Below are 21,700 nucleotides of genomic sequence, written 5' to 3' on the forward strand. Positions count from 1 at the left end.
GGCAGGGCTTCCCGATCACTTCGCCGCGGGCAGCAGCGTCTTCCACCGCGCATCCAGCCTAGCCTGGGCATGGTCACGCTTCACCTTCGCCACCAGCGAAATGCCGCGCAGCGTGACGCTGTGGCCGCCGAGGAACTTGCCCGAGATGGTATAGCCGACATCGTATAGCGCCACGTCCTCGTGCGGATCGCCGTCGGCGAGGTACTGGGTGACGATCGCCACCGGCAGCCGCTCGTCGCCGCGGCTGTTGTCGGGCAGGCCGGCGACCTCGCGCGCCTTGACCAGGGCATGTTCGAACCAGCCGCCCTCGATGCGCGGCTCGCCGGTGGTCGCGGCGGGGGAGACGCCCAGCGCGGTCGGGAACAGGATGCTCTGGCTCTGTACCGATTGCTCGGCGGCAGCGGGCTTGAGCGTCAGCGTCTGGTTGCCGCCTTCGGCAGCGACCAGCACCAGCTTGGCCACCTTGGCGGATGCGCGCTGCTCGGTCGCTGCCCGCTCGGCCTTTGTTTCGCGGCGGTCGTTCCAGTTGTTCCACAGCGTGAGGCCGGAGATCAGCACCGCGGCGACGGCCAGGATCTCGCCCAGCGTTATCCAGCGCCGCCGTACCTTGGCGGCCTCGGCGCGGTCTTTGGCGCGGCTTTCGGCTTCCTCGCTCACCGCGGCATGACCAGGAACTGCTCGAACTTGCCGTCGACGCCGGGCTCGGTATAGGTCACTGCGATCAACTGGCGATCCTGGTACCGGATTCGGTAGTTCCTGTTGACGAAGCCCCCGCGCAGTCGCGCCTTGCCGATCGGCTCGAATGCGAGCGGCTCGCCCAGCGGCGCTAGGCTGGCGCGGTAGTCGCCCAGCGCGGTGGCATCGAAGAAATAGTTGGCATCCTCGGTCATCAGGCTACGATCCGGCGTGCCTGCGCGGAGCTGGTCGAACAGCTTCCGGGCGAGGCCGTCGCGCTGTTGGTCGAGCGATGCTGCGGCAGCAGGCTTGCCGACCGGCAACAGCATGTCGGTGATGCCCTGGGCGATGGCGTCGTGCGCGCCGCCGAAATCGGCGCTGACCAGCGAGACGACGGCAAAGCGTTCCTCGGGAATGACGACGTTGGTGGAGAGGAAACCCACCGCTTCGCCGCCATGCGAGACTTCCTTCTTGCCGCCATGCTCGCCCAGCGAGACGCCGAGGCCGTAATGCGTAGGCGCGCCATCGGCGAGCTTCACTTCGGTCTCCTGCGCCGCCCAGTCGGCGGGCGTGAGCACCTTGCGGTCGATGCGGGCAATGTCCCATTTGGCGAGATCGGCGGCGCTCATCGCCAGCTCGCCGGCCGCCCATAGCCAGCCATCCGCGGCCGGCTTGGCGGGGCGCACAGGCCCCAGCGCGTAGCGGTGCGTGCCTTGCGGGAAGCCCTTGCCGACCGCCTTGTCCTGGTCGATCGCCTGCATGCCCAGCGGCTTGAAGATCTTCGCCTGGAGATAGTCGAGCAGCTTCCGGCCCGACGCCTTCTCTATGATCATGCCGGCGACGACATAGCCGGTGTTCGAATATTGCCAGGCGGTGCCGGGGGCGAAGTCGAGCGCCTTCTTGGCCCAGTGATCGACGATCTGCTGCGGCGTCACCGCCGTCTCCATCGCCTTGAAGCTATAGTCCTGCGGCCAGTAATCCTGCAGGCCGGCGGTGTGGCTGAGCAGCTGACGGATGGTGATCTTGTCCGCGTCGGTCACGTCCGGCACCCATTTCGACACCTTGTCGTCGAGGCTGAGCTTGCCCTCGTTCTCCAGCAGCAGGATCGCCGCGGCGGTGAACTGCTTGGAGACTGAGGCGATCTGGTACTTCGCGTTGACATCCGGCCCCTTGGCGATGCCGGGGCCCTGGTCGCCATAGGCCTTGGTGAAGACGATCTTGCCGTCGCGAACGATCGCGATCGAGGCGGAGGGCACGCCGCCGCTCTTCAGCGCATCCGCGACGATCGTGTCGACCTTGGCGGTCTGCTCGGGCGTGAGCTGCTGGGCGGCGGCGGGGGTGGCGATCAGCAGGGTGGCGGCAACAGCGGAACGGAACATCGGGCCTCCGGGAGATACTGCCCGACGGCTTAGCGCTGCCGGCGCACCCTGCCAACGATGATCAGCCCATCGGTACGCCGTAGAGATCGTGCTCGTCGGCGTCCTCGATCAGCACGGGGACGATGTCGCCCTGTTCGAGGTGCCCGGCGTCGCGCAGGAAGACTTCGCCGTCGATCTCCGGCGCATCGGTCTGGCTGCGGCCGGTCGCGCCGCCGTCCTCGTCGACCGCGTCGATGATCACGTCGAGCTTGCGGCCGATCTTGGCCTGGAGCTTGGCGGCACTGATCGCGGCGGTCTTCTCCATGATCCGGGCGTAGCGCTCTTCCTTGACCGCCTCCGGCACGGCGCCGGGCAGGTCATTGGCCGAGGCGCCTTCGACCGGCTCGAAGCGGAACGCGCCGACGCGGTCGAGCTGGGCTTCGTCGAGCCAGTCGAGCAAATACTGGAAGTCTTCCTCGGTCTCGCCGGGGAAGCCGACGACGAAGGTCGAGCGGATCGTGATGTCCGGGGCGATTTCGCGCCAGCCGCGCAGCCGCTCGAGCACCTTGGCTTCGTTCGCCGGGCGCTTCATCGCGCGCAGCACGTTCGGCGCGGCGTGCTGGAACGGGATGTCGAGATACGGGAGCACCAGCCCCTCCGCCATCAGCGGGATCACCTGATCGACATGCGGATAGGGGTAGACATAGTGCAGCCGCACCCAGGGCGCGATCTGGCCGAGCTCGCGGGCGAGGTCGGTCATATGCGGCACCACCTCGCGGCCCTTCCAGGCGCGGGGCTCCTTGCGGATGTCGATGCCGTAGGCCGAGGTATCCTGGCTGATGACCAGCAGTTCCTTGGTGCCGGCCGCGACCAGCTTCTCCGCCTCGCGCAGGATCGCGTCGGGGCGGCGGCTGACGAGATCGCCGCGCAGCGACGGGATGATGCAGAAGCTGCAGCGGTGGTTGCAGCCTTCAGAGATCTTCAGATAACTGTAGTGGCGCGGGGTGAGCTTGAGCCCGCTGTCCGGCACCAGGTTGACGAAGGGCGAGGGCGGCATCGGCGCCGCGGTGTGCACCGCGCCGACCACTTCCTCATATTGATGCGCGCCGGTGACCGCGAGCACGTTGGGGAAGCGGGCACGGATGACCTCGGCTTCCTTGCCCATGCAGCCGGTGACGATCACCCGGCCATTCTCGGCGATCGCCTCGCCGATCGCTTCGAGCGATTCTTCCTTGGCGCTGTCGAGGAACCCGCAGGTATTCACCAGCACGACGTCCGCGCCGGCATAGTCGGGCGACAGCGCATAGCCGTCCGAACGGAGCTTTGTCAGGATACGCTCGGAGTCGACCAGATTCTTGGGACAGCCGAGCGACACCATGCCCACCTTGGGGGCTTCGGGGAGTCGCGTTGCCATGATCGTTGGCGCACATAGGCCTTTTCGCGGAAATTGCCAGCCATGGGGCGTTTACGGATGGCCGATCCGGCCCGCCATGGTACGGGCAGGCCAGCAACACCGGGAGATTTCGTCATGACCGCGACCACCGCAGAGCCTGTCCAGCTGCCGACCCGCTCCGGGCTCGTCATCGACGTGCGCACCGTGCGTCCCGACGACGCGGCGCTGCTCCGCGACTTTTTCGGCCATGTCTCGAACGAGGATCGCCGCTTTCGCTTCTTCACCGCGGCGCCGCAGCTCCAGCCGCACCAGGCCAAGGCGCTGATCGAGGTCGATCACCAGAAGACCGAGAGCTATCTGGCGTTCACGGCCGAGGGCGAGCTGGTCGGTTCGGGCATGCTCGCCTGCGACGACACGCTGGAGACCGCCGAGGTCGCGATCTCGATCCGCGCCGATCGTAAGGGGCAGGGGGTAGGCTGGAGCCTGCTCAACTACATCACCGCCGAGGCCAAGGCACGCGGCGTCAAGCGGCTCCAGTCGATCGAGAGCCGCGAGAACCACCTCGCGATCGAGCTGGAGCGCGAAATGGGCTTCGTCGCGCGCGAGGTCGAGGGTGACCCCAGCGTGGTGCTGCTCGAAACGGTATTCTGATCGAGGGTGCCCCGCCCGAAGCCGGGGCACCCCTCCGGATCACCGGAACGGCGGTTCGTTGAACGCGCGCAGCTTGCGGCTGTGGAGCTTGGCGCCCTCGCGGCGGAGCTCCTCGCATGCCTCGATGCCGATCTTGAGATGCTCGGCGATCGCGCGCTCGTAGAAGCGGTTGGCCTGGCCGGGAAGCTTGAGCTCGCCGTGAAGCGGCTTGTCCGAGACGCAGAGCAGCGTCCCATAGGGCACGCGGAAGCGATAGCCCTGCGCTGCCAGCGTCGCGGATTCCATGTCCACGCCCACCGCGCGGCTCAGCGAGAAGCGCAGCGCCGACTGGGAATAGCGCAGCTCCCAGTTGCGATCGTCGGTGGTGACGATCGTGCCGGTGCGTAGGCGCTGCTTGAGCTCGTCGCCCGACTGACCCGAGACCGTCTCCGCCGCCCGCGCCAGCGCCTGCTGGACTTCGGCGATGGCGGGGATGGGGATCTCCGGCGGCAGCACATCGTCCATGATGTGGTCGTCGCGCAGATAGGCGTGGGCGAGCACATAGTCGCCGATCCGCTGGCTGGGACGCAGGCCGCCGCAATGGCCGATCATCAGCCACGCCTCGGGGCGGATCACCGCGAGATGATCGGTGATCGTCTTCGCGTTGGAGGGGCCGACGCCGATATTGACCAGCGTGATCCCGGTGCCGCCCTCGGCCATCAGGTGGTAGGCTGGCATCTGGTGCCGCCGCCACGCGCCGTCGCTGACCAGCCGGTCGGCGTCCGCCGCATCCTCGATCACGATCCCGCCCGCACCCGACACCCCGGTGAAGCGGCTGTCCGGTCCCAGCTGCGCGCAGGCCCAGCGGACGAACTCGTCGACATAGCGGTGATAGTTGGTGAACAGGATGTACTGCTGGAAATGCTCGACCGGCGTGCCGGTATAATGCTTGAGCCGCGCCAGCGAGAAATCGGTGCGCAGCGCATCGAACAGCGCCAGCGGCCGGATCTCGTCCTGGCTGATCCAGATGCCGTCGGCGATCTCGTCGCCGATATGCGACAGCTCGGTTGCCGGGAAATGGCGCCCCAGCTCGGTCGCCGAGATGTCGTCCAGGCTCAGGATCGTGTTGGGATCGAGCACATAGGGGAAGGGAATTTCCTGCCGCCCGGTGACCGCATGCACCTCGACGTCGTAATCCTCGATTAGGAAGGTCAGCTGCTCGGTGAGATATTCGGCGAACATCGCCGGACGCGTCACCGAGATGCGGTAGTCGCCCGCTTCGACCAGCCGACCGAACGAGCGGCGCGGGATCGGCTTGTTGACGCCGCCGCGATAGGTGACGCGGAGCTCCGGATAGGCGAAGCTGCCGTCGGTCCGCGTCTCGGGATCGGGGGTAGTGCCGTCGGTGATGTAGCGGTTGAGCGCCTGCTGCAGTCGTTCGACCGAGGCGCGATAGAGCCGATCGAGGTCGGCGACGATATCGGAGGCTTGAGTCATCTTCCATCGCTAAGCGCGGAAGATGACGCTGGCAAGTCGGCGGTGGAACGAGCCCCTCAACTGATGCCGAGATCGCCCGGGCCGAACGCCTGGGGTAGCAGCTCGGAGAGGCGGTAGCTCGCCACCGCATCGCCCTCGGCCGCGCCGCAATGGACGGGCAGGTCGCGCCTGCCGAGCTGGGCGGCCTCGTTGATCACCTGGCGGCAGCGGCCGCAGGGGCTGACCGGTACGGTCCCCGTCGGTACCCCGTCCGGTCCGATCGGCCCGCCGATCACCGCGATCTCCGCCACGTCGCGCAGCCGCCCCCGCGCGGAGACCGTCGCCAGCGCCACCGTCTCCGCGCAGAGCGACAGGCCGTAGCTTGCATTCTCAAAATTGGCGCCTGTCACCACGGTGCCGTCGGTCAGCAGCACCGCGGCGCCGACGCCGAAGTTCGAATAGGGCGCGTGTGCATGGCGCGCAGCGGTGCGGGCGGCTGCGATCAGCGCGCTGGTGTCGGTGGTCATGAAACTCATCCCTTGATGTGGAGCACGCAGATCAGCGTGAATAGCCGTCGCGCGGTATCGAAATCGACGTCGATCTTGCCCTCCAGCGCGGTGCGGAGCAGCTCGGCGCTGTCGTTGTGGATGCCGCGCCGCGCCATGTCGACCGTCTCGATCTGCGCGGGCGTCGCGGCGCGGATCGCCTGGTAATAGCTGTCGCAGATCGCGAAATAGTCGCGGATCGGCCGGCGGAAGCGGGCGAGGCCGAGCACGATCGTCTCCAGCGGCGTATCGTCGGCGCGGCGAATCGCCAGCGCCAGCCGCCCTTCCTCGACGCTGAGGTGCAGCTTGTACGGACCGGCATAGCCATCGGCCTGCACGCGCTGGGGGGCGAAGTGGTTGTCCTCGAGCAGATCGTAGATCGCGATCCGCCGTTCCTGCTCGATATCCGCCGAGCGCCACAGGATGGTGCGCTCGTCGAGGGTCACGTCGATGATCCGCGGATCGGCCATAGGCCGCAGCTTTGGAAGCATTCCCCGTTTTCCACAAGCCATGCGGTTGCCGTACCCCCCACAGTGGCCGATGAGGAAGGCATGGCACAGCCGATTCCCTTTCCAGCACCCGAGCCCCAAGAGGGCCTGAGTCTCCCGCAGAATGTCGAAGCCGAAGCAGCCCTGCTTGGCGCGATGATGATCGACAACCGAGTCGCCGAGGACGTGCTCCAGAAGCTGCGACCCGAGCATTTCTTCGAGCCGCTGCACGGCCGCATCTACGAGCAGATCACCCTGCTGGTGGGCGACAACCGCCTCGCCACCCCGGTGACGCTGCGCCCGCTCTTCGCGCACGACACGGCGATGAAGGAGCTGGGCGGCCCGGCCTATCTCGCCCAGCTGACCGGCAACCCGGCCAGCCTGATCGGCGCGCGCTCCTTCGCCGATCAGATCTACGATCTCGCCCAGCTCCGCGCGCTGGTCGATGTGGGTCGCGGCATGGTGGAGGGCGCGCTCGACACCAGCCAGGACATCAACCCCTCCAAGCAGATCGAGCAGGCCGAGCTCAAGCTCTACCAGGTCGCCGAGCAGGGCGACACCGATGCCGGCGTGAAGTCCTTCACCCGCGCCGCCACGCTCGCGGTGAAGCAGGCCGAAAAGGCGATGAACTCGGGCGGCGGCATCTCGGGCATCACCACGGGCCTGAGCGACCTCAACGCCTCGACCGGCGGTTTCAACCGATCGGACCTGCTGATCCTCGCCGGCCGTCCGGGCATGGGCAAGACCTCGCTCGCCACCAACATCGCGTTCAACGCCGCCAAGCGCTACATGGACGATCTCGACGCCGGCATCGCCGAGGAGAAGTCGATCGGCGCGCCGGTGGCATTCTTCAGCCTCGAAATGTCGGCCGACCAGCTGGCGATGCGTATCCTGTCCGAGCAGGCCGAGGTCGTCTCGGAAAAGCTGCGTACCGGCCAGCTGAGCAACGCCGAATTCCAGAAGTTCGCGCGCGCCGCGGGCGATCTGGAGCGGTTGCCGCTCTACATCGACGACACGCCGGGCCTCACCATCGCGGCCCTTCGCACCCGCGCGCGGCGGCTGAAGCGCCAGCACAAGATCGGCATGGTGATCGTCGACTATCTCCAGCTGCTCACCGGCTCGGCCAAGGCCTCGGGCGACGGGCGCGTGCAGGAAATCTCGGAGATTTCGCGCGGCCTCAAGACGCTGGCCAAGGAACTCCATGTCCCGGTGCTGGCGCTCTCCCAGCTGAGCCGCGCGGTCGAAAGCCGCGAGGACAAGCGCCCGCAGCTGTCCGACCTTCGCGAATCCGGCTCGATCGAGCAGGACGCCGATATCGTGCTGTTCGTGTATCGCGACGAATATTATCACGACTTCAAGGCGCCGACGAAGGTTCCCGACGGCACCGAGACCGCCGAGGAGCGCATGGCCTATGAGGAATGGCAGGCCAAGCAGCTGGAAGTGGCGAACAAGGCGACGGTGATCATCGCCAAGCAGCGCCATGGTGCCACGGGCTCGGTGCATATGCGCTTCGACCGGCAGTTCACCAAGTTCAGCGATCTGGCGCCGGAGGGGTATTGAGGGTAGTCAGCAGTTCGTCGTAGCTGTTCTTGAAGGGGGCGGGTGTGAACAATGTGGAGCTGGCCGAACATCGGCTGTTGGTCAGCATGTTCATCGATTCACATCGCCCGGACCGTCGGTCTATGTCGCGGCAGGACTTCCAAACGGACTACAGTACCACCGTCGACACGCGCCTGTTCAACAGCATCGTTACGGACCTGCGACGGCAAGGGCTCGTTAAAACGAGCCCGGACGCTGGCTCATTTTTCGTGCGCCTTCACAGTGACGCTTACAAGAGCGCGCTAAGTAGGATCCTGCTCGCGCTAAACGCCGACGCTTTTGAGGTTGATTGGGATACCAAACGGATATTCACGGACGCTGACGAACTGGACCAAGACAGGTTGATACCGTGCCCGAAACTTTGGGTTCTTATTACATCCGAAAAGCGTGCAACGGCTGCGTCCGATCCGATTGCCACCTCGTCGCAAGTGGCTGGTAGAGACATCAACCGCTTCTACGCGCCAGTCGCGGGCCCCGGGGTTAGCAACAATCAACCAGTGGAAAGCAACGAAAGCTGGTGGACGCGCTGGGGCACAATCTTCGGAGGATTGGGTGCGTTGCTCGCGGCTGTTGCGATTTTGGCTACTTGGTACTTCTGGCGCTATCCGCACCCGTGAACTAAGCGATGACGGGCATCGGTACAGGTTTGATCTCCTCAAACACTCGTCCCCACAACCCGCCCGATTCCCGCAGTCAACGCCATTGCCAGCGCGCCCCAGAACACCACGCGTACCACTGGCTTGAGCGGCTTGGCGCCGCCGGTGATCGCGCCCAGCGCGCCGAGCAAGGCGAGGAACAGGATCGATCCCGCCGCTTCGCCCGCCGCCATCCAGCGCATCGGCAGCAGCGCGGCCAGCAGCAGTGGTAGCGCCGCGCCCGCGGTGAAGGTCGCCGCCGAGGTGAACGCGGCGACCACCGGCCGCGCGGTGGTCATCTCGGTGATGTGGAGCTCGTCGCGGGCATGCGCTTCCAGCGCGTTGTGCGCCATCATCTGCTCGGCCACGGCCACGGCCTTGGCGGTGGCGGCGTCGACGCCGCGGGCGATGTAGATCTCGGTCAACTCGCGCTGCTCGGCCTCGGGCGTGGTCGCGAGTTCCTCCCGCTCGCGGGCGAGGTCGGCGCGTTCGGTATCGGATTGCGAGCTGACCGAAACATATTCGCCCGCCGCCATCGACATCGCGCCCGCCACCAGCCCCGCCACGCCCGCGACGAGCAGCGCCGGCCGCTCGGCCCCGGAGGCGGCGACGCCCAGGATCAGGCTGGCGGTGGAAACGATGCCGTCATTCGCTCCCAGCACGGCGGCGCGCAGCCAGCCGATCCGGGCGACGAGATGCTGTTCGCGGTGCGGGCGCATGGACCACCTCCGGTAATGGTGGCCGGAGGATGGAGCGGTGCGCCCCGCGCAGCAATGGGGGAGTTCCAGTGGGGGACATTTGGGTAGGGGACAGCCCCCCTCGGTCACCGTCATCCGGCGAAAGCCAGAATCTATTGGGATTTTCCGCTCAGCGCTTGGTACGACCGCGTGGCGTATAGATCACGGCTTTCGCCGGGATGACGGTGGGAGAAATCGCAGTATTGCTACTCAATATCACTTGTTGAGCGTCAGGAACGCCGTCACGCCGGCCGCAATTGCGAGCGCTGCGCAAACCAGCGCGGCGATATGGAATCCGCCGACCAGCGCCGCGCCCGTCTGGGAGAGCACCGCGCCGGCGAGCGCGGTCGCGACCAGCCCGCCGGTCCGCGCGATCGCACTGTTGAAGCCCGACGCGGTCCCGGTGAAGCGGTCGTCGACCGAGGCGAGCACCGCCGTGGTCAGCGGCGCCACCGCGCCCGCCATGCCCAGCGACAGCACCAGCATGCCGGGCAGGATGCTCGTCCAGTAGCTCGCCTGCGGGTCGGCGCCGGACAGCAGCCAGAAGCCGAGCCCCGTCACCATCGGCCCGATCGACAGCGGCCATCGCCCACCGATCCGCGCCGCCAGCCGCCCGGCGAAGCGCGAAGAGACGCCGATCACGACCGAGAAGGGGAGCAGCGCCAGCCCTGCCTGTGCGGGCGGATAGCTGCCGCCGACGATCAGCAGATAGGGCAGCAACAGGATCAGCCCGCCCAGCGCGCCATAGAGCAGCAGCGTCAGCACGGTGAGGCCGACAAAGGGCAGCGAGCCGAACAGCGCCAGCGGCATCATCGCGCGTTCGCCCAGCCGGTGCTGGTGGAGCACGAAGCCGCCGAGCAGCGCGACGCCGCCGATCAGCCCGATGGTCGACTGGGTGGAGACCGCATGGCTGCTCGACCAGAGGGTGAGCGCCCAGGTCAGACTGCCCAGCCCGACAGTGGCAAGCGCCGCGCCCAACCAGTCGAGCCCGCCCTTGCCGCGCGGGCTTTCGGGGACGAAGCGCCAGGCGATCAGGATCGCCGCCGCCGCGACGGGCAGGTTAAGATAGAAGATCGCACGCCAGCCGACCGTGTCGACCAGCCAGCCGCCAAGCGGTGGTCCGACCGCGGAGGCGATCGCGCCCGCCGAAGCCCAGGTGCCGATCGCGCGCCCGCGGGCCTCGCCGTGGAAGCTGCTGCCGAGGAGGCCGAGGCTGTTGGGCATCAGGATCGCCGCCCCGATCCCCTGCAGTGCGCGCGCGGCGAGCAGCACGTCGGTGCCGCTGGACAGTGCGCAGCCGAGCGAGGCCAGCGCGAAGATCACCACGCCCAGGATCAGCATCCGGCGGCGGCCGAAATAGTCGCCGGTCGCCCCGCCGAACAGGAGGAGGGCGGAGAGCGGCAGGAGGTAGGCGTTGATGATCCACGGGAGCGTCGCCGGATCGGCGGCGAGCGTCCGGCCGATCGTCGGCAGCGCGACGTTGGTCACCGATCCGTCGAGAAAGGCGAGGCTGGAGGCGCACATGCATGCCGCGATGATCCAGCCGCCATGGCGGGGCGGGGGCGGGGCGGTGTCGCTCATCGGCGGATCTGGCGCTGCATCGTGCCGGCTGTAGCGGGGGCAGGACACGAGGACCAGCCGAAGGCAAGTATATCCTTCCCCGCCAGCGGGAGGTGGTCGCGCGGCGGGTTGGAGGGGGAGAAAGCACGGCGGTGAGGTTCCCCCTCCGTCGCCTTCGACGCCACCTCCCCCTGGCGGGGGAGGAGACGCTTTGATTTTCCGCCCTATCGCCTCAGAACCGCGTACGCACCGTCAGGCCATAGGTGCGCGGCTCGGCGAGGAACGAGCCGAACATCGCGTTGCCCACCGCGAAGCTGGGCGCGCCGAACGCCTGGACCTGCGAGCTGCTGCCCGCACCCTGGAAGGGCAGGTTGAACGCGACCTGCTGATAGTTGGTGTCGAGCAGGTTCTGCGCCCACAGCTCCACCGCCCATTTCTCGTCGGGCCCGCGCACGCCGATGCGGGCGTTCATCGTGACGAAGCCGTCCTGCAGCTTCTCGACGAAGAGGTCCGAGCCGGTGTTGTAGTCGCTGGTCATGCGGCCATCGACATAGAGCAGGCCGGTCATGCCGTTGCTGCCGATTGCCGGAGTCCAGGTCACCGCGCTGGTCACCGTGTTGCGGGGCGCGTTGGACATCTGGCTGCCGGGAAGCAGGAACAGCGCGGCATTGAGCGGCTCGCCCGCCTTGGAGCCGACCAGGTCGTGCTGGTACTTGGCATCCGCGAGCGTGTAGCCGAGGTTCACCGTGAAGTTGGAGGTCGGGTAGAAGCCGAGCTCCAGTTCCACGCCCTGCGTCACCACGCCCTTGCCGACGCTGCCGGTGCAGGCGCCCGTGGCCGTGCTGTTGTCGCGGTCGGCGCCGTTCAGCGCGGTGCTGCACCCGCCGATATTCTGGACGATGTAGCTGGTGCCGTTGAAGGTGTTGAGCTGGAAGTTGGTGAACTCCGAACGGTACAGCGCCAGGTTGGCGGTGATGTGCCGCGCGCTGTATTTGGCGCCAATCTCGAACGCGTTCACTGTCTCGGGGTCAAAGCGCAGATTGGTCACCGCCGACTGGCGCGGGGTGGCGAACACCGTTGCCGACAGGTCCGAGCGATCGAGATTGTATCCGCCCGCCTTGTAGCCGCGCGCATAGGAGGCGTAGAAGAGCGTGCTCTCCGCCGGCTTCCACGAGAGCACCGCGGTGCCGGTGACCTGGCCCTCCTTGAACTTGTCCGCGAACGGCACGCCGGTCAGCGCCGAGGTGGAATTGCCGGTGCAGGTCAGCGTGACGATGCCGCCCGCCAGCGACTGTAGCGTCGCATTGGTGCTGGCGAGCAATGGCGCCATCGCCGCCTGCTGCGCCGGGCAGACGGTGTTATTGTTGTTGAACGCGGCCTTCAGCGACTTGCTTTCATGCGTGTAGCGCGCGCCCAGGGTGAAGCTCAGCGTCTTGGTCAGCTTGTAGATATTGTGGGTGAAGAAGGCCCAGTTCTCGCTGGTCTGATCGTAAAGGTCGAGCGTCGAGCCGAGATCGTTGAGCGTGCTCAGCCGGTCGATGCCGCCGATGATCTGGGGCCCCACTGCGGGGGTGAGCACCGCGCGGCCGGCGGCGCTGAGGCAGCCCGGACGGGTGGGGTCGCGCAGCGCCGCGGCCGCATTGATCGTCGCCACCATGCGGCAGGCGGCGAAGGCGCCGTACTGGGTACCGAAGCGGAGATTGTCCGCCACCCGCAGCTTCTCGTGCGCGTAATAGCCGCCGACCAGCCAGTCGAGCTTGTTGTCCAGGATCGTGCCCGAGAAGCGGCTTTCGTGGCTGAAGGTGTGGAACTGGCGATAGGCGTTGCCGTCATTGGGGCGATAGGCGATGTCGACATTGCCGTAATCGATGTCGCCGGCGCCCGCCGACTTGTACTCGCGATAGGCGGTGAGCGAGGTCAGCTGGGTCGCGCCGAGGTTCCAGCGGACGCGCGCCGACACGCCGTAATCGGTGGTGAGGTTGGCATAGGCGCGGCCGCGCGTCAGCGCGATCTGGCGGTTATAAGGATCGCCTTCGCTCGGCAGCACGGCGCCCAGGCTGCGCAGGATCGCGGTGATGCGGTTACCCGCCGGGTTGATCGAAAAGTCACCGGGCTTGCCGGGCGTCGGATCGAGCTTCTCGCGTGTGTCCATATAGACGGCGCCGCAACATTTCTCGTTGCGATGGGTATAGTCGGCGATCAGGCGGATGCCGAGATCGGGGTTGACCGTAAACAGCAGCTGGCCGCGGACGAAGTAGCGGTTGCGGTCGTTGTAATCGGTATTGTTGACGACGTCGTGGAGGTAGCCGTCGCGCTTCGAATAGACGCCGTCGACGCGAAAGGCGACCACGTCCTTCACCAGCGGGCCGGTCAGCGCGCCGGACAGGCGGACCGCGTTGAAATTGCCATAGGTCGCTTCGGCGAACCCGCCGAACTTGAACTCGGGGACCTTGGTGTAGATGCTGATCGCGCCCGCAGATGAGTTGCGGCCGGACAGCGTGCCCTGCGGCCCGCGCAGCACCTCGATCCGCTCGATCTCCCCCATGTCGTTGAGGCCCGAGCCGGTGCGGCTGCGATAGATGCCGTCGATGAAAACCGCGACCGAGCTTTCGAGGCCGGGATTGTCGCCCACGGTTCCGATGCCGCGCACGCGTGCCGAGGCATTGGCTTCGGAGCCAGTCGACGAGACGAGCAGCGAGGGGGCGATCTGCGTCATCTGGCGGATGTCGGTCGCACCCGAATTCTGCAACGCCGCCTGGCCGAAGGCCGACACCGCGATCGGCACGTTGGACAGTCGTTCCGAGCGGCGCGTCGCGGTCACGACGATATCCGCCGAATTGGGCGAGTCGTTTTCGGCGGTGGGGGGGGTGTTGGCGGCGGACCCGCGAAGATCCTGCGCTGCCGCCGGTGCGGCAAGGGCGAGAACACCAGCGGAAAGCAACAATGCCCGTTTCGACATATCGGCTCCTCTCTTTTCCAAGCTTTTGCTTTGGTTTGACTGCCTGGTTTGGCGAAAGAGCCATAAATTTCGGTGAACGTCGCCTCGGGTTTTTGACGGGTGCCAGTCGCAATCGGTATCGCCGCTATCCAGTGAACCTTCGTTCACAGCCGGCCTCCAGGGTCGTACTGGCCTTCAGCGCGAAGGCGGCCGTCAGCACGCGGCAGCCATGATCGACCAGCAGCGGCGGACCTGCTGCCGTTCGCGAAAAGCGCAACAGCGGCTGAGCCCGCCATCCCCCGGCGACCGGCGCGAGAACCGCGTGCGCTTCGGTGGCCAGCCCCGGTGGGAGTTCGATGCGCGTCGCCTTCAGCGCGAGCACGGCCAGCGCGGTGGCGAGCGGATTGTCGCCATCAGCTCCCCAGCCGAGTCCGCCGCGACGGATCGAGTGCAGGAACCGGGCACCGCGGCTGACGGCGGGATGGTTGGGCATCACTGCGCCGAGCAGTCGCAGCGCGAGCCAGGTGCCATACAGCGGATCGGCGCCCACCGCTGCCCAGCTCCCGTCCGGTTGCTGGCGATCGGCGACCCAGCGTGCGCCTGCGACGATCATCCCCAGAAACCGTCGCGCGTCCCAGCGGGCGAGCGCGTAGACGAGGCTGGCGACCGTTTCCGCCGTGTCTGGTGCGGTGTTGCTGAGCAGGATCCACGTGGGCAGCACGCCGTCCGCCTCGGCATAGGCAAGCAGCACAGCAAGCGGGGGCGCGCAATGCGTGGCGATCAGGTCCCGCCGGCTGAGCCGCGCGAACAAAAGCAGGATCTGTGCGAGTTCGTCCACATCGCCCGACAGATCATGATAGCGGTCGGCCCCGGCGGGGCGCGCGCGATCGACTGCGCGTCGATGGCGCACGATCTGCCGGATCGTGGTTTCGATCGCCGGGTGCCGTGCGTCGAGATCCCTGTCGAGCAGAGCGTCGGCGACCAGGATCCGAGCGAACAGGTCGCGGGTGCCGGGGATGTCCGGGGCCGGGGCGGGGGCGCTTTGCGTGCCCGCCATCAACGGAGCGTTGCGGGTCTCTTCCACGGCAAAGGCGAGCAGCAAGGCCTGGGCGCGCGACACGATCGCCGCGTGGGCCGTCAGGGCATCGCTGCCGGCATTCCGGTCGAGGATCGGCGGCGAACCTGCGGGCGTAGTCCCCGGGCCCGGGAGGCGCACCGGCGCCGGCAAGACCGGCATGGCATGTTCGAAGGCACCGCGTCCCGAAGTCGGCATCGCACCCACCTGTCCTGGTTCCCGCTATGTTCACCCTCGTCATCGCCTAGCGTGCCGTGGTTGAAAATCGGGAAGCTGGTCCGGAACGGAGGGGTCGCGGCGTGGTCCGGGGGCGCACCCCGGACCTCGGCGATAGGAACATGCCGCAGCGATGCGAAAGCGGCGCAGGCGCAGCATTTTAGGGGCCGGGGAGCGAGGCCAGTGGGCAGGTCGGCAAGGTCCGCTCCGGAGCAGACCTTGCCCCTTTTTCCAGGCTTCGTCAGCCGCCCTGCACCGGCGGCCGCTGGCCGCCCGCGAGCATCCGCGCTTTGTCCTGCGCGGTCAGCACCAGTTCGGCGGCGAGCAGAGCCTGGGCCTGGTTCTGCGCGACCTCGGTGCGCTGGACCACGTCGGTGACGAACTGCGGCCCGAACGGCAGCGGCACATTGTTGCAATCGATATAGCGGGTGCCCTTGCGGTCGGCGATAAACAAGTGGTTGCCGCCCGGCCGCCCCTGGATGTCGACGTACTTGCGCAGTTCGATATAGCCTTCGGTGCCGAGGATGAAGACGCGGCCGTCGCCCCAGGTCGGCAGGCCGTCGGGTGTGTACCAGTCGACGCGGACGTAGCCGGTGCCGCCATTGCCGGTCAGCATCATGTCGCCGAAATCCTGGAACTTCGGATGGTTCGGCGTGGCGAAATTGCCGACCTGCGAGGCGACGACCTGCGCTTCGGTGGAGCCGGTATAGAAGACGAACTGGTCGGCCTGGTGGCTGCCGATATCGGTGAGGATGCCACCATAGTTCGCCACGTCCCAGAACCATTCGGGACGGCTCGGCGCACTCACCCGGTGCGGCGCGATGTTGATCGTCTGCACCACGCGGCCGATCGCCCCGGCATGGACCAGCTCGCCGACCTTCACCGCCGCGCGCACCTCGAGCCGCTCCGAATACATGATTGCGAACTTGCGCTTGGTCTCGGCGATCGTGCGACGCACCTCGGCAAGCTGGGCGAGGCTGGTGATGCCGGGCTTGTCCGAGAGGAAGTCCTTGCCTGCCCGCATCACCCGGACGCCGAGCGGCGCGCGGAGGTTGGGAATCGAGGCGCTGGCGACCACCTGCACGCTCTTGTCTTCGAGGATCTCGGCCTCGCTGCGCGCCACCCTCACGTCGCCATAGCGAGCGCGGAAGGGGACGAGCTGCTTGGGCTCGCTCGCATGCACCGCCACCAGCGTGCCGCCGCCGCGGATCAGCGCGTCGGTGATCGCATAGATGTGCGAGTGGTCGAGGCCGATCACGGCGAAGCGGATGCGGTCCTTGGCGCTCGGGTCCGGGCCGGTCGGCGCCGCGTTGGCCGCGACGCCGTTGCCCTGCGCGGTCGATTGGGCGTGCGCCGCACCGGCGAGCCCCGCGCCGATCAGGCCTGCGCTGGCGAGGAGAAGGCGGCGGTCGATCATGTCCATGGGAAGCTCCGTGTGAGGAGAAAGGTCAGAAGGTGACGAGGTCGGTCGGCCAGGCGAGCGCCTTGCCCTGGTCGATCGCCTGTTCGCCGAGCAGCGAGGCGACGCTGGCATAATAGGCCTGGGCGAGCAGGCCGGGCACTTCCTTGCCGCTGCGCACCGCTTCGCCAAAGCCTTCGAACTGGAGCATCGTCTCGTCATATTCGCCCCAGCCGAGGGAATCGCCGGGGGTGGTGACGGGGAGCTCGGGGAACCAGGTTGCACCGCCGATCGGCACGGTGTTCTTGCGGCCAGCCTGCACATCGGTGCGCATGCGGGCGAGGGCGGGCACTGCGCCCGGCTGGACTTCCTGGTAGATGCGGCCGAGCTCGGGCTCGATCGTGCCCTTGCTGCCCTGGATCTGCTCCTCGCAGCCATAGCGGGCATTGTTGAGCATCGAGGTGTAGATCACCTTCCTGCCATCCGAGTAATCGTAGATCAGCGCGACTTGGTCGTAGACGTCGCGGCCGTCCTTCCAGAAGCAGATGCTGCCGGAGCCCATCACGCGCGTGGGTACACCGCCCATGAACCAGTTGGCGACCTGGAGCTGGTGCGTCGCCAGCTCGGTCATCAGCCCGGCCGAGCGATCGCGGTAGAGCCGCCAGTTGATCTCGCGCTCGGTGCCGCCGGGCGGGATCTGGCGGCGCCAGCTGCGGTTGCGGTGCCAGCTGGCGCGGATCTGGGTGATCGGGCCGATCTCGCCGGCCTGGGCACGCTTGAGCGCGTTGAGATAGGTGGGGTTGAACAGCCGCTGGTGGCCGATCTGGAGGATCTTGCCGCGTGCACGGGCGCGGGTGACCATCGCGCTGCAATCGGCGATCGTTCGTGCCATCGCCTTTTCGCAGAACACGGGGTAGCCGGCATCGAGCGCGTCCATCGTGTGGCGGGCGTGGAGGTCGAGCGGGGTGGCGATCACCACTGCGTCGATCTGGCGGGCCTCGAGCATCTTGCGGTGATCGGTGAAGATCGGCGTGTTCTCCGGCACATAGGCGCGTGCCTTGGCCATGTGCGGCTCGAACGTATCGCACAGCGCGGCGACGGTGCAGTTGCGCGTCTTGTTGAGGTTCTGGATCAGCGTGCGGCCGCGGTCCCCGGTGCCGATCACGCCGATGCGGACGCGCGGGCCCTTGGCGATATCGTCGGCGGCGCGGGCCGCCCAGGGTGCGGCGGCGCTCATCCCGACGCCGGCGGAGGCGAGCAGCACGCGATCAAGGAAGGTGCGACGGGAAAGCGCGAAATCGTCGTCGGTCATGCGGTAGGTTCCAGTGCTCGCTCGGCGCCGACGGGCGCGGCATGGGGAAAGAGGAAGCGGTCCTCGGGGGCGGCCGTACGAAGCCGGTCGAGGGCCGCGGGGTCGGCGACGAGCAGCGCGGTGCTCAGCGCCTCGGCCTCGGCGCCGGTCGCGGCAACTGCGACGGCGGTGGCAGGCATGGTGACGATCGTGCCGTCAGTGGGCCGGATCATCGCGGCGCGGCCCGGCTTGGCGGCCCCGGCGCCGACGGTGGAGGAGATTGACAGGGAGGCGTCCTGCAGGTCGAGTTCGATCAGCCACGCACCCGCGTCCTCGGGATGCGGCACGGCGAGCGGCCAGCCGCCGGCCAGCGGGTGCTGGCCAAGCACCGCGATCGAGCTTTCCCCCGCCGACAACAGCGCGGAGGGTACGCCCATCGCGCGGAGGGCGGTGACGGCGTGGTCGAGCGCGAAGCCCTTCCCGAACCCGCCAAAGTCGAGCGTAAGCGGACGTGCCGCGGCGACCAGGCGCGTCGCGGGATTGATCGAGAGCGCGGACCATGCCCCCAGGCTGGGATCGAACAGCCCGCATGTCGCGCGCCACAAGGCATCGACGTGCAACAGCGCTTCGAACAACAAGCCGTCATCGACCACCAGGCTGCCACCGATCGACAGCATCTGGTTGAGCGCCGTCGTCGACGAGGGGCGGTGGATCGTCAGCGCGTCTTCCACCGAGAGGATCGCCGCCTTGGCGGCGGCGAGCGCGGCGGGGTCGTCGCAGCCGAACACATGCAGCTCGACCCGCGTACCCATGGCGGCGAACCGCGCCACGCTCGCCTCCATGCCGCTCATCTCAGCCGCGCACCTCCCAGCCGGGCTCATAGTCGACCGCCCAGAGCTTGCGCGCGGCGGCTTCCTTGGGCTTGCCGGTCGCGGGATCGACGGTGATCGCGCCTCCGGTGCGATAGGCCATGTTGCCGAGGTGGCAGAGCGTGGTGCTGATATGCCCCTCCTGGATCGGCGAGTGCAGCGCCGCCTCGGTGCCGCGGATCACGCCGAGGAAGTTGGCGGCGTGGTAGACGTCGAGCGCGCCTTCGCCGACGGTGCCGGTCGTCTCCGATTCCGCCGGCGCCTTCACTTCGCGGATCCGCTTGCCGGCCAGGTCGTACAGCTCGAAGCCGTTGCGATCGACCACCGCCGAGCCCTTGGTGCCGAGCAGCAGCGTGCCGCGGCCGCGACCATAGCGGAGCATGCCGTTGCAGCTCTCGCCGTCCCAGCGAATCGTGCGGCCGCCGTCGAAGCCGAGGTTCAGCGCGAGCGAATCGTACATCTCCCAGTCGTCGCCCTGGTAGAAGCGGCGGGCGCCGCGTGCGGTGACATTGGTGGGGTAGGTGACGCCCATCAGCCAGCGGGCGATGTCGAGCTCGTGCATCGCATTGTTGCAGATCTCGCCGGTGCCGTACTTCCAGAACCAGTGCCAGTTATAGTGGACGAGGTTGGAGCGGTACGGCCCGCGCGGGCGGGGCCCCTGCCACATATTCCAGTCGAGATTGGCGGGCGGCGGCACGATCTGGCCCTTGCCGATCGACTTGCGGTTGTTGGCGTACCAAGTCTGCGCTTCGTAGACGTCGCCCAGCTCGCCGGCGCGGATCAGGTCGAGCAGCTGGCGGGTCTCGACGCTTGAGCGCTGCTGGTTGCCGACCTGGAGCACCCTGCCAGTGCGCTTCTGCGCCGCGATCAGCGCTTCACCCTCGGCGGGCGCGATGCCGATCGGCTTTTCGATATAAACGTTGCGGCCCGCGTTCATCGCGTCGATCGCGACCTTGGCGTGCCAGTGATCGGGCGTCGCGACGGTGATCACGTCGACCGCCCTGGTATCGAGCAGCTTACGATAGTCGCCGGTGGTCTCGACCTTGTTGCCATGCCGCTGCGCGAATTCGCCGGCGCGCTTGGCGAGCACGGCGGAGTCGACATCGGCGAAATGGGTGACCTGAACGTTTGGCTGCTTGGCGAAGGCGCTCATATGCGCCTGGCCGCGGCCGTTGACGCCGACGATGCCGACGCGGATGCGATCGTTCGCCCCCAGGATGCGCGCATAGCTGCTGGCGCTGATCGCCAGTGCGCCGGTCGCGGCGGCGCCCTTCATCATCGTTCGACGGTCGAACATGGCAGTGCTTCCCCTCGGTTCTTTATAGTCGTGATTTCAATGATAGAGCGAGCGTTCTTCAGAAACGACGCAGCTTGATCGAGCGGAAATCGACGCGGTCGCCATGATCCTGCAACAGGATCGCGCCTTCCGCCGAAGTCCCGAAGCCGGCGATCTTGGCGAACTTGCTCTCGGCGATCGTTGCCTTGAGCGCATCCGAGCCGCGCTCATATTCGACCACCTTGAAGCCGTTGAGCCAATGCTCGACATGGTTCCCGCGCACCAGGATCGTCGCGCGGTTCCATTCGCCCGGCGGGTTGCCGCGCTTGCCGGGGCTCGACGGGTCCGAGAGATTGCGCGCCGGGATCAGATCATAGAGCGAGGCTAGCGTGCGGTTGCCGTCGCGGCCCATCTTGGCGTCGGGATGTCGGAGGTCGTCGAGCAGCTGATATTCGAAGCCGACATTGGACACGCCGCCATTCTGCAGCGGCGGCAGGAGGTATTTGATCCCGCTATTGGCACCCTCGCTCAGCCGGAAATCGACCGACAGCTCGAAATTGCGATAGCTGGCCGCCGTGGCGATGTCGCCGCCGCCGCCATTCTTGTCCACCGTCAGGATCCCGTCGGCAATGCTCCAGCCCTTGGCCGGGAAACCGCCGCCCTTGGCCGAGCGCCAGCCCTTCGAGGTGCGGCCATCCCACAGCAAGGTCCAGCCGGCACGGCGCTCGGCGGCGGTGAGCTGGTTCGATTGCCAGCCCTGCTGCTCGACCTTGGTCTCGGGCAGCGCATAGCGGGCAGGGGAGTCGGTGATAATGCGCAGGCCCTTGAAGCGCACCTCGGGGCCCTTGGCCGCGATCGCGTCGGGCAGGGCGTGGACCTGGAAGGCGAGGAAGCCGCGCGCATCGGTATCGTCGACGATGTCGGCGGCGGGGACGCCGTTAAGGAAGGTGCGGATGCGATTGCCGATCGCCTCGACGCGATAGTGGTTCCAGTCGCCGGGCCTGAAGGCCTTGCGCGCAGCCTCGTTGCGGCCGAGCGTGAACAGCCATTGGCGGCGCTGCTCGTCATAGATGCCGGCGCTCCACGCACGCGGCGACGGGTCGATCTCCGCCTGATAGCCGAACACCACGCCGTTCCGGTAGTCGGGCCGGCTCTGGCCGCGGATCATCATGCCCGAATTGAGAGCGGGATCGGTCTTGGCGTCGAACTCGACGATGAAGTCGCCGTACAGCTGGTCCGAGACGAGCCAGCTATTGCCCTTGCCGACCACCGCGCGGCCGACCAGTTCGTTGCCCAGCACCTCGTACGTCGCGTTGCCGCCGGTGCGGTGCCAGCCGGAGAAATCCGCCTTGGGCATGAGGTCCCGCCAGGGTGCATCGGCGGGCGTGGTGCCCGCGGGCGGGGCCGCGGCGAGGGGAAGTGTGCTTGCCGGCAGGACGGCAAAGGCCAACAGTGCGAGCGTGCGAACCACAGTCTCTCCCCTCATCCATGAATTGGCCTCGTCCGCTTCCCAAAGGCTTGCGGCGAACAGCTCTTGATG

18 protein-coding genes are annotated in these 21,700 nt (G+C 67.4%); 3 read left to right on the forward strand and 15 right to left on the reverse strand.

Features of this window, described 5'->3' with window-relative positions:
- Positions 1–15 precede the first annotated feature (15 nt).
- The 3 genes from RT655_RS00230 to rimO form a co-directional block, all read right to left on the reverse strand.
- Positions 16–657: a hypothetical protein gene (locus tag RT655_RS00230; protein WP_313534306.1), complete on the reverse strand. Its 642-nt coding sequence runs from the start codon at positions 655–657 to the stop codon at positions 16–18.
- Positions 654–2,054, reverse strand: coding sequence for a serine hydrolase domain-containing protein (locus tag RT655_RS00235; protein ID WP_313534307.1), 1,401 nt, complete (start codon positions 2,052–2,054; stop codon positions 654–656). Before RT655_RS00235 ends, RT655_RS00230 begins: the two co-directional genes overlap by 4 nt.
- 61 nt (positions 2,055–2,115) lie before the next feature.
- Positions 2,116–3,447 (reverse strand): 30S ribosomal protein S12 methylthiotransferase RimO, encoded by a 1,332-nt coding sequence (rimO, locus tag RT655_RS00240; protein WP_313534308.1) that lies wholly within the window; start codon positions 3,445–3,447, stop codon positions 2,116–2,118.
- Between the two features lie 114 nt (positions 3,448–3,561).
- Between rimO and RT655_RS00245 the strand changes: the two genes are divergently transcribed.
- Positions 3,562–4,077, forward strand: coding sequence for a GNAT family N-acetyltransferase (locus RT655_RS00245; RefSeq protein ID WP_313534311.1), 516 nt, complete (start codon positions 3,562–3,564; stop codon positions 4,075–4,077).
- A 39-nt stretch (positions 4,078–4,116) separates the two neighbouring features.
- On the opposite strand, the gene RT655_RS00250 is transcribed toward RT655_RS00245, so the two are convergent.
- Genes RT655_RS00250 through RT655_RS00260 form a run of 3 tightly spaced genes read right to left on the reverse strand, consistent with a single transcriptional unit; the run spans position 4,117 to position 6,547 of the window.
- Positions 4,117–5,553 carry an AMP nucleosidase gene (locus RT655_RS00250; RefSeq protein WP_313534312.1) on the reverse strand — a complete coding sequence of 479 codons (1,437 nt, stop codon included), beginning with the start codon at positions 5,551–5,553 and terminating at the stop codon, positions 4,117–4,119.
- A 56-nt stretch (positions 5,554–5,609) separates the two neighbouring features.
- Positions 5,610–6,059 carry a cytidine deaminase gene (locus RT655_RS00255; protein ID WP_313534313.1) on the reverse strand — a complete coding sequence of 150 codons (450 nt, stop codon included), beginning with the start codon at positions 6,057–6,059 and terminating at the stop codon, positions 5,610–5,612.
- 5 nt (positions 6,060–6,064) lie between these two features.
- Entirely contained in the window at positions 6,065–6,547 is a 483-nt protein-coding gene (locus RT655_RS00260) for a UPF0262 family protein (RefSeq protein WP_313534314.1), read from the reverse strand.
- Between the two features lie 81 nt (positions 6,548–6,628).
- Between RT655_RS00260 and RT655_RS00265 the strand changes: the two genes are divergently transcribed.
- A complete protein-coding gene (locus RT655_RS00265) occupies positions 6,629–8,125 on the forward strand; it encodes a replicative DNA helicase (protein WP_313534315.1) in 1,497 nt (498 codons plus the stop codon).
- 44 nt (positions 8,126–8,169) lie between these two features.
- The gene (locus tag RT655_RS00270) at positions 8,170–8,781 is read left to right on the forward strand and encodes a hypothetical protein (RefSeq protein ID WP_313534317.1); all 612 of its coding nucleotides are present in this window, start codon (positions 8,170–8,172) and stop codon (positions 8,779–8,781) included.
- Between the two features lie 38 nt (positions 8,782–8,819).
- Here the strand turns inward: RT655_RS00270 and RT655_RS00275 are convergent, their stop codons facing one another.
- The 9 genes from RT655_RS00275 to RT655_RS00315 all read right to left on the reverse strand — a co-directional run bounded on the left by RT655_RS00275 (position 8,820) and on the right by RT655_RS00315 (position 21,631).
- Complete coding sequence (locus RT655_RS00275; RefSeq protein ID WP_313534319.1) at positions 8,820–9,518, reverse strand: VIT family protein; 699 nt, start codon at positions 9,516–9,518, stop codon at positions 8,820–8,822.
- 234 nt (positions 9,519–9,752) lie between these two features.
- Positions 9,753–11,117, reverse strand: coding sequence for an MFS transporter (locus RT655_RS00280; RefSeq protein ID WP_313534320.1), 1,365 nt, complete (start codon positions 11,115–11,117; stop codon positions 9,753–9,755).
- Between the two features lie 211 nt (positions 11,118–11,328).
- A complete protein-coding gene (locus RT655_RS00285; protein WP_313534322.1) occupies positions 11,329–14,055 on the reverse strand; it encodes a TonB-dependent receptor in 2,727 nt (908 codons plus the stop codon).
- A 124-nt stretch (positions 14,056–14,179) separates the two neighbouring features.
- Positions 14,180–15,307, reverse strand: coding sequence for a hypothetical protein (locus tag RT655_RS00290; RefSeq protein ID WP_313536863.1), 1,128 nt, complete (start codon positions 15,305–15,307; stop codon positions 14,180–14,182).
- Between the two features lie 259 nt (positions 15,308–15,566).
- Complete coding sequence (locus tag RT655_RS00295) at positions 15,567–16,748, reverse strand: Gfo/Idh/MocA family oxidoreductase (RefSeq protein ID WP_313534323.1); 1,182 nt, start codon at positions 16,746–16,748, stop codon at positions 15,567–15,569.
- A 25-nt stretch (positions 16,749–16,773) separates the two neighbouring features.
- Positions 16,774–18,036: a Gfo/Idh/MocA family oxidoreductase gene (locus tag RT655_RS00300; protein WP_313534324.1), complete on the reverse strand. Its 1,263-nt coding sequence runs from the start codon at positions 18,034–18,036 to the stop codon at positions 16,774–16,776.
- A complete protein-coding gene (locus RT655_RS00305; protein WP_313534325.1) occupies positions 18,033–18,866 on the reverse strand; it encodes an FAD:protein FMN transferase in 834 nt (277 codons plus the stop codon). The genes RT655_RS00300 and RT655_RS00305 overlap by 4 nt, the downstream gene beginning before the upstream one ends.
- A 1-nt stretch (position 18,867) precedes the next feature.
- Positions 18,868–20,181: a Gfo/Idh/MocA family oxidoreductase gene (locus RT655_RS00310; protein WP_313534327.1), complete on the reverse strand. Its 1,314-nt coding sequence runs from the start codon at positions 20,179–20,181 to the stop codon at positions 18,868–18,870.
- Positions 20,182–20,239: 58 nt separating this feature from the next.
- A complete protein-coding gene (locus tag RT655_RS00315) occupies positions 20,240–21,631 on the reverse strand; it encodes a DUF1080 domain-containing protein (RefSeq protein ID WP_313534329.1) in 1,392 nt (463 codons plus the stop codon).
- Between the last annotated feature and the right edge of the window lie 69 nt (positions 21,632–21,700).

Source organism: Sphingomonas sp. (genome assembly GCF_032114135.1).
Classification (GTDB): domain Bacteria; phylum Pseudomonadota; class Alphaproteobacteria; order Sphingomonadales; family Sphingomonadaceae; genus Sphingomonas.